Here is a 13324-nt window from a genome sequence, read left to right as displayed (position 1 = left end):
CAGGCACGGCCTGATCCAACCACACCAGAGCAGCAACCTCACACAGCGTCACACACAGCCGTCACCATCACGCTCCGATTAGCCCCTGAATGCTTGCGCTGAGGTCTCTACGGCTGGTCAGCCGGTCGCCTGGGGTCGGCTGCGGTCGGCTGCGGTCGTAGTGGTTGCTGTACTTCGCTGCTGTACAGCCGCCTGGATCAGTTAGGCGTCCTGTTTCGGAGAGACCCACGAGGATGAGATCGGCGGCGGCGTTCCCCTTGCCCCGCAGTTTCGGAGGGGGTTGGGGGCGACGACTACTCCATCAAAGTCCACCAGGCCGCCGCTACCCCACCATCTGCGGAGGCACAGGTTCCGCCATAAATCAACAGGTCGAGTTCCGGCCAAACCCCCTGAGCGATCTTGTACCTTGCGAGTGAAGTATTGACCATGAATTAGTCGGCTTGTCCGGGGACGGGGCGGGGGCGGCCGCACCACCTGTGCGCCGATCCCGGCGGACAGGCGATTTGCGAGGAGGTCTCCACATGGACGGCTATTTCACTACGAAGCGTCATGAGCGTCTACGGGAAGAGGTCCGCACCTTCGCGGAATCAGAGGTCAGACCCCGAATACCGGAGATGGAGGCGACCCGGTCCGTCCAGCACGAGCTGTCCCGGCTGATCGCCCGCCAGGGCTGGATCGGCGTCACGATCGGCCGGGAGTACGGCGGGATGGGCCTGGGGCACCTTGCGAAGACGATCATCATCGAAGAACTGTCAAGGGTCAGTGGCGCGATGGGTGCAATGGTGCAGGCATCCCAGCTCGGCGTGGCCAAAATCGTGCACTTCGGCAATGTGGAGCAGAAGGACACCTGGCTGCCGGCGATCGCCTCCGGCGACTGCTTGCCGACCATAGCCGTCACCGAGGCCGAGGCCGGAGGCCATGTGCTGGGCATGACGGCGAGCGCGGTGCGCGACGGGGACGATTACCTTCTCAACGGCAGCAAGGTGTACGTCGGCAACAGCCACGTGGGGGACCTGCACGGCGTCGTGGTCCGCACCGGGCCAGGCTCGAGGGGCCTGTCAGCGTTCCTGGTCGAGTCCGACCGGCCCGGCTTTTCCCTCGGACCGCAGCAACCCGCCATGGGCCTGCACGGCTTCAGCTTCGGCGAGCTCATTTTCGACAATTGCCGGGTCCCCGCCTCCAACCTGCTTGGTGCGGAGGGCGACGGACTGCCCGTCGCGTACTCCTCCAGCGTCCTGTACGGCAGGGCAAACCTGACCGCGGTCTCCCTTGGCATCCACCAGGCGATCCTGGAGGAGACCACGGCGTTCTCCATCGCGCGGCAACGCTATGGCAAGCCGCTGCACGAAGTCCCGTCGATCAAGCTGAAGCTGGGCCAGATACAGTCCCGGCTGATGACCGCTCGGCTGGCCGCCTACCACGCGGTGCATCTACTGGACAACGGCCTGCCGTGCGATGCGGAGCTGATGAACGCCAAGCTGGTCAACGTCGAGTCAGCCCTGGATTCGGCGCGCAACGCGATGGAGATACACGCCGCCTGCGGGCTCTTTACCGACCGGCCGGTCGAACGGTTCCTGCGCGACGCGCACCACATCTTCGCCCCAGCCGGCACCTCCGACGTGCAACTGCTCCGCCTCGGGGAGGTGGCGCTGGGCACGTCGAAGGGGCAGTGGTCGGAGCGGCTCGCCGACCTCGTACGGACGGAGTCCGAGGCCTTTGCCGGCGTCGGGTCCTGACTATTACAGGCGTCCTTCGCGCTGGTGGATCCGCTCCATCAGCTCAGCGGCCATCGACTTGATGGTTTCCAGCCCGGGACGGCCCCAGGGGCGCGGCTCGATGTCCACGACACAGATCGTGCCGAGAGCCGTGCCCGTGTGGTCGATCAACGGGGCCCCCATGTAGGAACGGATGCCGATCTCGTCGACTACCGGATTGCCGGCGAACCGCGGGTAGTCGCAGACGTCCTCCAGCACCAGGGCCTTGCGCCGGACCACGACATGCGGGCAGTAACCGTGGTCACGGTCCATCTCCCGGCCCGGCTCCACGGTGGCGGCCGCAGCCGCCGCCGCGGAGCCGAGGTCGGAGTCGGCCTGCGTACCGGAGGGGGTGTACAGGCCGGCAAAGTACTGGCGGGTCTCACTGATGAAGTTGACCATCGCGTAGGGGGCGCCGGTGGTTTGGGCGAGCTTGCGGGCGAATTCGTCGAACTCCGGGTCCGGGCTTTCCCCCAGGCCGAGTTCCTGCAGCCGCACCACTCGCTGCGGCGCTTCACGGTCCATGGGGGTCAACAGCTGGTGGCCTGCGGGGTCATAGGTCATGACGGGCTCCGTATCTGGCAGGTCTGGGGGGCGGGTCTACGCCGAGTAGGACGTGGTGGCGGCGAGCAGGTGTTGTATGAGGGATGCCAGCACCGAGGTGGCGGAGTGGCTGTGACGGGCGTCGCACAGCACGACCGGCACGTGTGGCTTCAGCCCGAGGGCGGCCCGCACCTCATCGGGCTCGTAGTGGAAGGCGCCATCGAACTCGTTGACCGCCACGAGGAAATCGATGCCGCGGAGTTCGAAGAAGTCGACGGCAGCGAAGCAGTCCTCCAGGCGGCGGGTGTCGGCCAGGACGACCGCGCCCAGTGCGCCGTTGGACAGCTCGTCCCACATGAACCAGAAGCGCTCCTGGCCGGGGGTGCCGAACAGGTACAGCACGTGCTGGGGGTCGAGGGTGATGCGGCCGAAGTCCATAGCCACCGTGGTGGTGGACTTGTTCTCCACTCCCGTCAGGCTGTCGGTGCGGACGCTGGCCGAGGTGAGGAGCTCCTCGGTACTGAGGGGCTGGATTTCACTTACCGCGCTGACGAAGGTGGTCTTGCCGACGCCGAATCCGCCCGCGATCAGGACTTTGAGGGCGGTGGGAAGTGACTCAGAGGAGTCGTTGTAGGCCATTGAGCACTGTCTCCAGTACGGATCGGTCGGCGGGATCGGCTGCAGGGCCGGGAGTTCGTGTGGTCACTGCTCCGCAGTCGGCAAGATCGGCCAGCAAGACCTTGGTGACGACAACAGGCAGCCGCAGATGCGCCGCAACCTCCGCCACCGAGGTCGGGTCGTAACACAGGCCGAGGGCCCGGGCGTGGTCCGGGTCCAGATGTGCCTCGGGCACCCGGCCGGTGGCCTTCACCATGGACAGCAGATCCAGCACCACCGTGGGGCGGGTGCGCCCGTTGCTCACCGTGTACGGGCGCACAAGACGCCCCGCGTCATCATCGAGCCACGGCCCGTCCTGCGGAACCGTCATGGTCACCGGGCCGCGTTGCCGGGAGCGAAGGTCGCGTGCCGCGCCGGCGTGATCAGGTACGGACGGACGCTCTTGACCAGCTGCCCCATCTCGTACCCGAGGACACCCGCGTCGGCCTCCCGGGCGGCCAGCACGGCCAGCACGGTGCCAGAGCCGGCCGTCGAGACGAACAGCAGGGTGGCATCCAGTTCCACCACCACCTGCCGGACCCCCTCACCGCCCCCGAAGTGGGCTCCGACACTGCGCCCGAGCGAAAACAATCCGGAGGCGACTGCGGCCAACTGGTCGGCGCTGTCGAGATCCAGGCCGTGGACGGCCTTGACCAGCCCGTCAGAGGACAGCAGCGCGGCGCTTCGGGTATGGGGAACGCGCTGGACCAGGCCGCTCAGCAGCCAGGCAAGATCGGATGGCTGGCCCTGGGGGACATCGCTCACCATGATGGGTAAATTCTCCTTGGGGGAAGGGGGACGCATGGTCAGCTTGCGGCGTCGGGACGGCCCGACGGACCAGCTTCCTCATCAGCCGCGGCATCCGCGAGGCTGATGCCCCGCTGGAAGGCGGCCATCAGGCCTGGATCGTGGCCGACGACCGGTTCGTCGCGCAAGACGGCAGGGGTATCGCGCAGCTGAGGCGCCAGGTGAGTCTGCCCGCGGCGCTGCGGCAGTTGCGGGCGCACGCCATGGGCAGTGCGGTGGTGGGTGGTCACATCACCGGCGGGAGCTGCCGGGACCGGCGGCACCGGCCCGGGCGCAGATTTTCCTACGCCGGGCTGCGCGCCGGACTCCCGTGCGGGCAAGGCCGGCTCCCGGCTCCCCGGTGCCGCTGCCGGCGGCCCGTACGGGGCGCTGTCCGAACCGTGCCGGGCGGCGGACGTCGGCTTACGTCCGCTGCCGTTGCTGTGGCCGACGGCTGGGAGCGGCACCTCCGCCGGGAGCGGAGCGGGAGCGGGGTGCGGCCGAGGAGCCGGGATCGCTGCCGAGGTGTGGGCCACGCCCTGTGGCGGCGCCAACTGTGCCGGTTGCCCCGTCCGTTGTGCTTGCGTCTGCTGCTTTGGCGCGCGTTCCTGGGATGCGGCGCCGAGCAGTCCCTGGGGCAGCACGACGACGGCCTGGATACCGCCGTAGATATTGCTCTGCAGCTTCACCACGACGCCGTGCCGACGGGCGAGGGCCGAGACCACGTACAGTCCGATACGGCCGTCGTGCAGCAACTCGTCGATGTCGACCCGGTCGGGGTCGGCGAGCAGGCCGTTCATCTGCTGCTGGTCCGCGTGCGGCATGCCCAGGCCGCGGTCCTCGACCTCGATGGCCAGGCCCGCAGTGACGTTCTGGGCGCGCAGCAGCACATTGGTGTGGGGAGCGGAGAACATGGTGGCGTTCTCGACGAGCTCGGCGACCAGGTGGATGACGTCGGCGACGGCGTGGCCGCGCAAGGTGCCCTCGATCGGCGGCACCAGTTTGACTCGCGAGTACTGCTCAACCTCGGCGATGGCCGAGCGCAGCACCTCGGTCAACGTCACCGGCCGACTCCACTGGCGCCGCGAGACGGCGCCGCCGAGCACCGCGAGGTTCTCCGCATGGCGGCGGGTGCGGGTGGCAAGGTGGTCGACGTAGAACAGACCCTTGAGGAGATCGGGATCTTCCACCTGGTTCTCGAGCTCGTCAAGCAGCTGGATCTCCCGGTGCACCAGGGACTGGAGCCGTCGGGCGAGGTTGACGAACACCTCCACCCGCTGGTCGGATCCACCACCGGGCGTAAGGCTTGATGCCTGGACGACGGCAGTTTCAGCCGCGTGCTGAGCCTGGTGCAGGTCGTGCGCCACGAGTGTGAAAACGTCGCCGTCTTCAGGCAGCGCTTCCGGACTGCGCCGCGCGGGGCGTTCGCCGTTCTGCACCTGTTCGACCAGCCGCTGCAGCTCCTCCTGACCGCGGGCGCTCGAGGACCGCAGGGCGCCAAGACGGCCGTGCACCCACCCGGTGGCGGCGCCGGCTCCACGGACGGCTGCGAACAGGATGACCGCGCACCCGGCCACGGCTGCGGCCAGCACCAGGCGCGTAGTGCCGTCGGATGGGTTCGCGACGACCAGGTAGGCCACCGTGGCAGCGCCCAGCAGTGCCATGACGGCTGCGGGAAGTACAGAGATCCACAGGTGGCGGACCCGTATGCCGCCCTTGATGTGGGTGCTGCGGGCGGGGGGCCTGCGCCTCCCGTGCCGTCTGCCGTCCCGGCGAACAGTGTGCGCGTCAGGTGAGGAGAGTTCAGACATCAGCGTCCTCGGTACATGGGGACCGGCTGGCGACGCACACTGCACCGTAGTTGGTTGTGCGTCACCGCATTGGGACAGTTGAAGCTTGGGGCACGCATATGATCCGCCATCGGCACAGACTACGAACAGTCTGCCCGACGATGATCAACATCCTGGTACGACAGTATAGTTGGGCACCAGTTTTGGCATCATCGGGGGCAACTTGCCGCTGACCATTGGGGCGTCGGAGCGTCGGACGCGGCAGGCGCGACCAGTGACTCGGTACGGCGCGGCAGGCCCGCCTCGGCCGACAAGGGACAGCTCAGGCGTCGGCGACCTCGACTCCGAAATGATCACGGACTGCTCATGTGACGACATGATCACCCGACGTATATTCACTCGAAAGGGTGATCTCGGCGGCCGCAGCAGTCGCGCGCCGGGTCTGTCTTTGCAGATGGTCAAGTCGCCTTCCCTGGGGCCGGGCACGGTCCGATCCTGCGCTTCTGCGGGCCAATCGCTGATCATGACCATGGGGAGGCAACGCGGGGCCGGCGGGCGGCTGCCTGGCGGTGAGGTTTGCGGCGGACGCGTCCCGTGCGCAGAGCCTGGGCAGTTCCCCGCGGCCCTGGACGTAGAGGTCCTGGTAGATCGTCTCCTGGACCACGTGGCATCTCCAGACAGTCGGGAAGTCGCGGCGTAGCGCGGGCTCAGTCGAGAGCCTGCGCCACACCGCACGAAGCCCCGGTCGTCCGCCACGGGGGAGGCGGATGACCGGGGCCGCCATATGTCGCACCAGGATGCGGCCCTGCCCCGACCGGCATTTCCCCCCACGGGAACGCCAGACCGGGACAGGAACTCGCCCACGGTTCAGGGCCGGGGCGAAGGACGGTCACTGCCTGGGCAGCGCGTCCATCCACTCCAGCGGCGCCGGGCCCAGAAATGTCACACCTGGCAGCGGCGATTTCTGAAAAAACACATTTCTGGGCGCCGGCGACCTCCGTACGACAGCGATCATCGTGCCCTCCGCACTCGCCCCGGAGTTGGTCGCGCAGGCCCAGGTACTTGGCCGCACCGATGAGCCCCGGCCGGTCCGCGGATTCCTCGCCGTACAGGCGGTAGCCCGCCGGGGGTGCGCTCGGCCGCCGAAGACCTGCATGAACTTCACGCCGGCCTCCCGGGCCCGGTTCAGGGTGCCCGAGTTGTAGGCCACGGCGCTCTTGGCCAGCGCCGCCGACTCCGCCCACGCCCCCACCCGCGCCCCCTTGCAGAAGATCACGTACGCCAGCTGGTGCTCGGCAGCGAGCCTCCTCGCACACCATGGCTGCATCAGCCTCCTCAAGGAGACGGCGTCCTGGCGGCCGTCGAGCATTCGCTGGCCGACGCCAGCTTGTCCAGCAGGTCAGTGACGACGGTAGCGGCGGGGTCGCCGGGCAGGTAGCGGGACGCCCCGGAGTATCGCAGGGCTTGGCGTGAGGTTTCGGATACGCTTCGTGGCTTTCCGAGGTCATCGTTTCGCCCTGTTTTTGATCACACCGACGCATGACCGTAGGGGCCTCCTCCGGGGGCGATCGAGGGATAGTGTGGAGGCTTCCCGATGACCTGACGCGGAGGCCTGCCCGGTGGTTGACAGCTTCGTCCACCTGCACAATCACACCCAGTTCTCGCTTCTTGACGGCGCGCAGAAACTGCCCATTCTCTTCTCCAAGATCGCGGAGGAGGGGATGCCGGCCGTGGCCATGTCGGACCACGGCAACATGTTCGGCGCGTACGAGTTTTTCCAGGTGGCGAAGAAGAGCCCGGTCAAGCCGATCATCGGCATCGAGGCGTACGTGGCGCCCTCGCACCGGCGCAACCGGAAGCCGGAGTTCTGGGGGCCTGGTGGGCAGCGGGCCGTCTCCGACGACGGTGAGGGCAGTAAGGACGTGAGCGGCGGTGGCCGCTTCACCCACATGACGATGTGGGCCGAGCACGCGCAGGGCCTGCGGAACCTTTTCCGGCTTTCCTCGCTCGCCAGCTTCGAGGGCTTCTACGGCAAGCCCCGGATGGACAAGGAGCTGATCGCCGAGTACGCCGACGGGATCATCGCGACTACGGGCTGCCCGTCGGGTGAGGTGCAGACCCGGATCCGGCTCGGCCAGTTCGACGAGGCTCTGAGAGCCGCCTCCGAGTACCAGGACATCTTTGGGAAGGACAACTACTTCCTGGAGCTCATGGATCACGGGCTCGACCTTGAGCGGAGCGTCCGCGAAGACCTGATGCGGATCGCCAAGCAGCTCGGCATCCCGCCACTGGCGACCAACGACTCCCACTATGTGCACGAGGACGAGGCAGACGCGCACGACACCCTGCTGTGTATCGGCGTCGGCAGGAACAAGGCTGATGAGAACCGGTTCCGGTTCAACGGGACCGGCTATTACATCAAGTCTGCGACGGAGATGCGGGAGCTGTTCTCGGAACTGCCCGAGGCGTGCGACAACACGCTGCTGATCGCCGAGCGGATCCAGCCGTACGACGAGGTCTTCGCCGAAGTCGACCAGATGCCGCAGTTCGACGTGCCCGAGGGCGAGACCCAGGAATCGTGGCTGCGCAAGGAGTGTCTCAAGGGGCTCGCCATGCGCTACGGCGACCCCATCCCGGACGCGGTCATGGATCGCTTCGAGACCGAGATGAAGGTCATCGGTCCGATGGGGTTCTCCAGCTACTTCCTCGTCGTCGCCGACATCTGTAAGTACGCGCGTGACAACGACGTGCCGGTCGGCCCCGGCCGTGGATCCGCGACCGGTTCGATCGTCGCCTACGCCACTCGTATCACTGAGCTGTGCCCGCTGGAGCACGGCTTGCTGTTCGAGCGGTTCCTCAACCCCGAGCGCATCAACCCGCCCGATGTCGACCTTGACTTCGACGACCGTCAGCGCGACCGGATGGTGCGCTACGTCACCGAAAAGTACGGGGCGGAGTACACCGCCCAGGTCAACACCTTCGGCACCATCAAGGCCAAGGCCGCCGTCAAGGACTCCTCCCGCGTTCTCGGGTACCCCTTCGCGATGGGTGACCGCCTCACCAAGGCCATGCCGCCGGACGTGATGGGCAAGGGCGTCCCGCTCTCCGGCATGTTCGACCCCAGCCATCCCCGCTACGGCGAGGCGGGCGAAATCCGGCAGATGTACGAGAACGAGCCGGACGTAAAGAAGATCATCGACACCGCCCAGGGCATCGAGGGCCTGGTGCGCGGTACCGGCGTACACGCCGCTGCGGTGATCCTGTCCAAGACACCCCTGCTGGACCTGATCCCCATGCACCGCCGCGACAAAGACGGCGTGATCATCACGGGATTCGACTACCCAAGTTGCGAAAACATGGGTCTGATCAAGATGGACTTCCTGGGGCTGAGGAACCTGGGCATCATCCATCACGCCCTCAAGATCGTGAAAGCCAACCGCGGCGTCGAACTCGCCACCGAGACCATCCCCCTCGACGACACCACCACCTACGAACTGCTGGCCCGCGGCGACACCCTGGGGGTCTTCCAGCTCGACGGCGGCCCCATGCGGGCACTGCTGAAGCTGATGGAACCCACCCGATTCGAGGACATCGCAGCCGTCCTCGCCCTGTACCGTCCGGGCCCGATGGCCGCCAACGCGCACACCAACTACGCGCACCGCAAGAACGGCCGCCAAGAGGTCGAGGCGATCCACCCCGAGCTGCGCGACGCGCTCGAGCCGATCCTGGGCACCACGTTCCACCTCCTCGTCTACCAAGAGCAGATCATGGCCATCGCCCGGGAACTGGCCGGCTACAGCCTCGGCGGCGCCGACCTGCTGCGCCGCGCCATGGGTAAGAAGAAGCCCGAGGTGCTGGCCGCCGAGTGGGAGAAGTTCCATGGCGGCATGCAGGCCAACGGCTACAGCGAAGAGGCCATCAAGGCCCTGTGGGACGTCATGCTCCCCTTCTCCGGCTACGCCTTCAACAAGTCCCACACCGCCGGATACGGACTCGTCTCGTACTGGACCGCCTACCTGAAGGCGAACCACCCCGCCGAGTACATGGCCGCGCTGCTCACCTCGGTCGATGACGACAAGGACAAGGCGGCCGTCTACCTCGCCGACGCCCGCAAGATGGGCGTCAATGTACTGCCCCCGGACGTGAACGAGTCCGTCGCGGACTTCACCGCGGTCGGGGAGGACGTGCGGTTCGGTCTGAAGTCCGTTCGCAATGTCGGTACGAACGTCATCGACGCGCTCGTCGCGAGCCGCAAGTCCAAAGGCAAGTACACCAGTTTCCCGGACTTCCTCGACAAGTCGGAGATCACCGCGCTCAACAAGCGGGCCGTCGATTCCCTGATCAAGGCCGGCGCGTTCGACTCGCTCGGACACACCCGCAAGGGACTATCCCTTGCCCATGACGAAGCCATTGACGCGATCATCCCGGTGAAGAAGGCCGAAGCGTACGGGCAAGACGACCTCTTCGGGGCCGGCGGTGACGGCGGCGGGACCACCTTCGGACTGGACTTCAAGATCAGCGAAGACGAGTGGCCGCGTAAGGCACTCCTGTCGACCGAGCGGGAAATGCTGGGCCTGTACGTCTCCGCCCACCCCCTCGACGGAGCCGAACACATCCTCGCCCGCAACCGCGACACCGCCATTTCTGACCTGGTCGCCTCCGGACAGACCCAGGGTGTCGTCAAGCTGGCCGGACTGATCACCGCTGTGGAGCGGCGGATGACGAAGCAGGGCAACGCCTGGGCCATCGTTCACCTCGCCGACCGCGATGCAACGATGGAAGTGTGCTTCTTCCCCGCCTCTTACCAGCTCGTGCAACATGCGCTGATCGAGGACACTGTGGTCGCGGTCACCGGACGCATCAACGATCGTGACGGCACGATCAACATCGCCGGCCAGGAGCTGATGGAGCTGGACATCTCGTCCGCCGAGCACGGCGGAAAGCCCCCCGTGCAGCTGTTCATGCGCTCCCACAAGGTCAATCAGCCGGCCATCGACGAGCTGAAGCGCATCCTGCGCGCACACCCGGGTGAAAGCCCCATCCGCGTGCGCGTCCGGGGCCCGGAGACGACGACCGTGTACGAGCTGGGATTCCTGGTCAACCACGAAACCATCGCCTCCGACATCAAGGGCAGCTTCGGTGCCGAGACGTGGGTGGGCGTTGCGTGAGCGAGCCGGACGAAGGGATTGTTCGACGCGCTGGAATTGCGTCACATGTCCGAGTCGGCGCGTGACACGGCCGTGCGGGAAGCCTTTCGCGGAACCGGCATATATACGGCGAGCGAACGTCTCTGGCTCGTGGGGCCGCCGCAGGTCGTGGCGGCCGGGAATGAGGCGTTTCACAGCCTGCGCCGGATACGCGACGCCTACGCCCGGGGGGGTGGCTGTCGGCTCCGCTGAGGACGCGCCCCTTATCGCACAACGTCGCGCGGCCATGGCCCAGATGCACGGCCTTATGCGTGAGGACCTGGGCATCGGGCCCATTGAGATCGAATGACCATCGAACCGCGCCCACGGCGGTTAGGCAGGCTGTTGGTCGCGGCCGCCGCGTCCAAGGTGCAGCTCCAACTGGAACTGCGCCGGGGCGGAGCCGGCACCGACGTTGACCAGTACCCCTGAGGGGTTGTGGGCGTCGGAGACCGTGAGCGTGCGGCCGTTGCGGCTCAGGATCCTGCCCGACGTGGTGCCGCCGGCGAGCTCGTCCGAGAACGTCTCGTTGGTCGGGTCGGCCGCCTGCGAGGTACCCGGCGGGAACGTCACGTCCACGTCGTCGTTGACGCCGTCGTTGTCCGCGTCGAGGTCGACCACCGTGCAGTTGATCATTCCGCTGCGCAGCGCGTGCCCATCGTCGTTGTTGTCGTCGGACCAGAAGACAGGCTTGTGGCCGTCCACGCACTCCGACTGCGGTGCGATCGCGAACCCCTCGTTGTTGAGGTTGGGCATCGAGCCCGGCCGCTCGTACACGTTGGTGACGGCGAACTTCCCGCCGGCGTCGAGGTCGAGGGTCGCGGTGCAGCCGCTGCAGGTGTCGTCGCACACCGCCCAGAGGTGGTTCGTCTCGGGGTCAAATTGCAGGTCCATCACGCTGGGGAACCCGCTCGAGATCGTGGCGACCCGGGTGAATCCACCGCTGGTCTGGTCGAGCGCGTAGGCGTAGATGGTGCCGTTGCCTTCGAGGCCGACGAAGAACAGGCCGTCGCCGTGGCCCGGTTATTTTCGGGGGGCACTCATGGGCAACGGCAAGATGCACGCCGACGGGGTCGAGACCGACGTGTCGCTTGTGCGCCGGCTGCTTGGCGGTCTCGGTGTCGAGCTGCGCGTTGAGGAGCATGCGCACGGTACTCACCCCTTCCGAAGGGGAAATGCGGAGGTTCACGTTCAGCGTCCCGCCGGAGGTGAGGATCGCAACCATATGGGTGATATTACGGTGATTTGCCCGATCCGCCATGGGTGGTCTTCCTATGGTGGGCTCATGTCGAATCCCACGCGACCCACTCCGTCCCAGCTGACCCGCCGGGGAGTGCTGGCCGCAGCGGGAGCCGTGGCGGCCGGGGCGGCTTTCGCGCCGCCGGCGGCGGCTGCGGCGGCGTACGACGTGGAGTACGTGTCGCGGGCGGCGTGGGGGGCGGACGAGCAGAAGCGGTTCAAGGCGGACGGGGCCGAGAACTCGCCGGCGCTGTATTGCCAGGCGCAGGCGCTGACGGTGCACCACACGGATACGGCGAACGACGATCCGGACCCGGCGGCGACGGTGCGGGCGATCTACGAGCACCATGCCGTCAGCAACGACTGGGGCGACATCGGCTACCACTTCCTGATCGACGAGTCCGGCCGGATCTACGAGGGCCGCTGGTCGGGGGACGACGGACTGCCCGCGCACGACCGCCAGGGCAGGGTGGTCACGGGCTTCCATGTGGAGGGCTTCAACTCGGGCAACCTGGGGATCGCCCTGCTGGCGACGCTGACGGACCGGCCCCCGACCGACGCGGCCGAGGCGTCACTGGTGCGGCTGGTGGCGGCGATGTGCCGGTTCCACGGGCTGGACCCGAGGGCGAGGATGACGTACACCAACCCTGTCAGCAAGGCGACGCGCGAAGTGACGACGCTCGCCGGGCACCGCGACTGGATGAGGACCGGATGCCCGGGCGGGACGATGTACTCGCGGCTGCCCGCGGTGCGCGAGGCGGCGGCCAAGCGGGCGACGCGGCGCCGATCGCTGATCGCTGATCGCTGATCGCTGATCAAACGCGGCTATCCGTCGTTCATCAAGAAGATGAACCTCAGGGCCGCCAAGTTCGGCATGACCCGGACCAAGTACGACTCGTTCGACGGAATATCGGCCAACGGCAACACCTACACGACCCCGCGCGACGCCGCCAAGCTGGCGGCCAAGGCGATCTCGTACACGACGCTCCGTACGGTCGTGAAGGCCCAGAAGACCGTGCAGAAGGCCACCAACGGCCGTACGTACACCTGGTACAACACCAACCAGCTGCTCGGCTCCTACGACGGCGCCATCGGCATCAAGACCGGCACCGGGACGTCCGCCGGGCCCTGCCTGATCTTCGCCGCGAAGCGGAACGGCCGGACCGTCGTGGGCGTCCTGCTGCACAGCTCCACCAGCGCCAAGCGCTACACGGACGCGGCCAGGATGCTGGACTACGCCTTCCGCACCGGCTCTTCGAGCACCAGCGCGAGCACCATGCGGCTGCGCTCGCTGCCGGCTGCCGCGCAGAAGGACTGAGCCTTCGCCGAACGACGGGCGGCCCCGGACCTGGGTCAGGTCCGGGGCCGC

Annotated in this window: 10 protein-coding genes and 2 pseudogenes; 4 read left to right on the top strand and 8 right to left on the bottom strand. The window is 67.2% G+C overall.

Annotated features, from left to right (window positions below; translation table 11 throughout):
* Positions 1 to 521: 521 nt before the first annotated feature.
* On the top strand, positions 522 to 1736 hold the full coding sequence (locus EFK10_RS07085; RefSeq protein ID WP_127354889.1) for an acyl-CoA dehydrogenase family protein: 1215 nt from the start codon (positions 522 to 524) through the stop codon (positions 1734 to 1736).
* A 3-nt stretch (positions 1737 to 1739) separates the two neighbouring features.
* On the opposite strand, the gene EFK10_RS07080 is transcribed toward EFK10_RS07085, so the two are convergent.
* The 7 genes and pseudogenes from EFK10_RS07080 to EFK10_RS07050 form a co-directional block, all read right to left on the bottom strand.
* A complete protein-coding gene (locus tag EFK10_RS07080) occupies positions 1740 to 2318 on the bottom strand; it encodes a GAF domain-containing protein (RefSeq protein ID WP_127354888.1) in 579 nt (192 codons plus the stop codon).
* 36 nt (positions 2319 to 2354) lie between these two features.
* Complete coding sequence (locus EFK10_RS07075; protein ID WP_127354887.1) at positions 2355 to 2936, bottom strand: GTP-binding protein; 582 nt, start codon at positions 2934 to 2936, stop codon at positions 2355 to 2357.
* Positions 2914 to 3285 carry a DUF742 domain-containing protein gene (locus EFK10_RS07070; RefSeq protein WP_127354891.1) on the bottom strand — a complete coding sequence of 124 codons (372 nt, stop codon included), beginning with the start codon at positions 3283 to 3285 and terminating at the stop codon, positions 2914 to 2916. The genes EFK10_RS07075 and EFK10_RS07070 overlap by 23 nt, the downstream gene beginning before the upstream one ends.
* A 2-nt stretch (positions 3286 to 3287) precedes the next feature.
* Positions 3288 to 3722, bottom strand: coding sequence for a roadblock/LC7 domain-containing protein (locus EFK10_RS07065; protein WP_127354886.1), 435 nt, complete (start codon positions 3720 to 3722; stop codon positions 3288 to 3290).
* Positions 3723 to 3760: 38 nt separating this feature from the next.
* Positions 3761 to 5404, bottom strand: coding sequence for a sensor histidine kinase (locus EFK10_RS07060; protein WP_240677047.1), 1644 nt, complete (start codon positions 5402 to 5404; stop codon positions 3761 to 3763).
* Between the two features lie 558 nt (positions 5405 to 5962).
* Positions 5963 to 6233 (bottom strand): annotated as a pseudogene (locus EFK10_RS07055) (IS30 family transposase); the annotation flags it as partial.
* A 186-nt stretch (positions 6234 to 6419) separates the two neighbouring features.
* On the bottom strand, positions 6420 to 6857 hold the full coding sequence (locus EFK10_RS07050) for an apurinic/apyrimidinic endonuclease family protein (RefSeq protein WP_127354884.1): 438 nt from the start codon (positions 6855 to 6857) through the stop codon (positions 6420 to 6422).
* A 292-nt stretch (positions 6858 to 7149) separates the two neighbouring features.
* On the opposite strand from EFK10_RS07050, the gene dnaE reads away from it, so the two are divergent.
* Positions 7150 to 10698, top strand: a complete 3549-nt coding sequence (gene dnaE, locus EFK10_RS07045; protein ID WP_127354883.1) for a DNA polymerase III subunit alpha — start codon at positions 7150 to 7152, stop codon at positions 10696 to 10698.
* Between the two features lie 351 nt (positions 10699 to 11049).
* Here dnaE and EFK10_RS48475 read toward each other — a convergent pair whose 3' ends face one another.
* Entirely contained in the window at positions 11050 to 11610 is a 561-nt protein-coding gene (locus EFK10_RS48475) for a hypothetical protein (protein ID WP_206305337.1), read from the bottom strand.
* A 391-nt stretch (positions 11611 to 12001) separates the two neighbouring features.
* Here EFK10_RS48475 and EFK10_RS07030 point away from each other — a divergent pair, with 391 nt between their 5' ends.
* Together EFK10_RS07030 and EFK10_RS07025 are read left to right on the top strand one after the other, a co-directional pair.
* Positions 12002 to 12763 (top strand): peptidoglycan recognition protein family protein, encoded by a 762-nt coding sequence (locus EFK10_RS07030; protein ID WP_240677046.1) that lies wholly within the window; start codon positions 12002 to 12004, stop codon positions 12761 to 12763.
* A gap of 24 nt (positions 12764 to 12787) precedes the next feature.
* Positions 12788 to 13273 (top strand): annotated as a pseudogene (locus EFK10_RS07025) (D-alanyl-D-alanine carboxypeptidase family protein); the annotation flags it as partial.
* Between the last annotated feature and the right edge of the window lie 51 nt (positions 13274 to 13324).

Origin of the sequence: Streptomyces soli (genome assembly GCF_003999195.1) — a bacterium.
Lineage (GTDB): Bacteria > Actinomycetota > Actinomycetes > Streptomycetales > Streptomycetaceae > Actinacidiphila > Actinacidiphila soli.
Note: the sequence above shows the minus strand (reverse complement) of the source record. Positions and strands in the feature narration are given on the sequence as shown.

What these genes read in the sequence shown, in the direction of transcription:
- EFK10_RS07085 (WP_127354889.1), top strand. Translation starts at nt 522, where the DNA reads ATGGACGGCTATTTCACTACGAAGCGTCATGAGCGTCTACGGGAAGAG.
- EFK10_RS07080 (WP_127354888.1), bottom strand. Translation starts at nt 2,318, where the DNA reads ATGACCTATGACCCCGCAGGCCACCAGCTGTTGACCCCCATGGACCGT.
- EFK10_RS07075 (WP_127354887.1), bottom strand. Translation starts at nt 2,936, where the DNA reads ATGGCCTACAACGACTCCTCTGAGTCACTTCCCACCGCCCTCAAAGTC.
- EFK10_RS07070 (WP_127354891.1), bottom strand. Translation starts at nt 3,285, where the DNA reads ATGACGGTTCCGCAGGACGGGCCGTGGCTCGATGATGACGCGGGGCGT.
- EFK10_RS07065 (WP_127354886.1), bottom strand. Translation starts at nt 3,722, where the DNA reads ATGGTGAGCGATGTCCCCCAGGGCCAGCCATCCGATCTTGCCTGGCTG.
- EFK10_RS07060 (WP_240677047.1), bottom strand. Translation starts at nt 5,404, where the DNA reads ATGGCACTGCTGGGCGCTGCCACGGTGGCCTACCTGGTCGTCGCGAAC.
- EFK10_RS07050 (WP_127354884.1), bottom strand. Translation starts at nt 6,857, where the DNA reads ATGCAGCCATGGTGTGCGAGGAGGCTCGCTGCCGAGCACCAGCTGGCG.
- EFK10_RS48475 (WP_206305337.1), bottom strand. Translation starts at nt 11,610, where the DNA reads ATGGACCTGCAATTTGACCCCGAGACGAACCACCTCTGGGCGGTGTGC.
- EFK10_RS07030 (WP_240677046.1), top strand. Translation starts at nt 12,002, where the DNA reads ATGTCGAATCCCACGCGACCCACTCCGTCCCAGCTGACCCGCCGGGGA.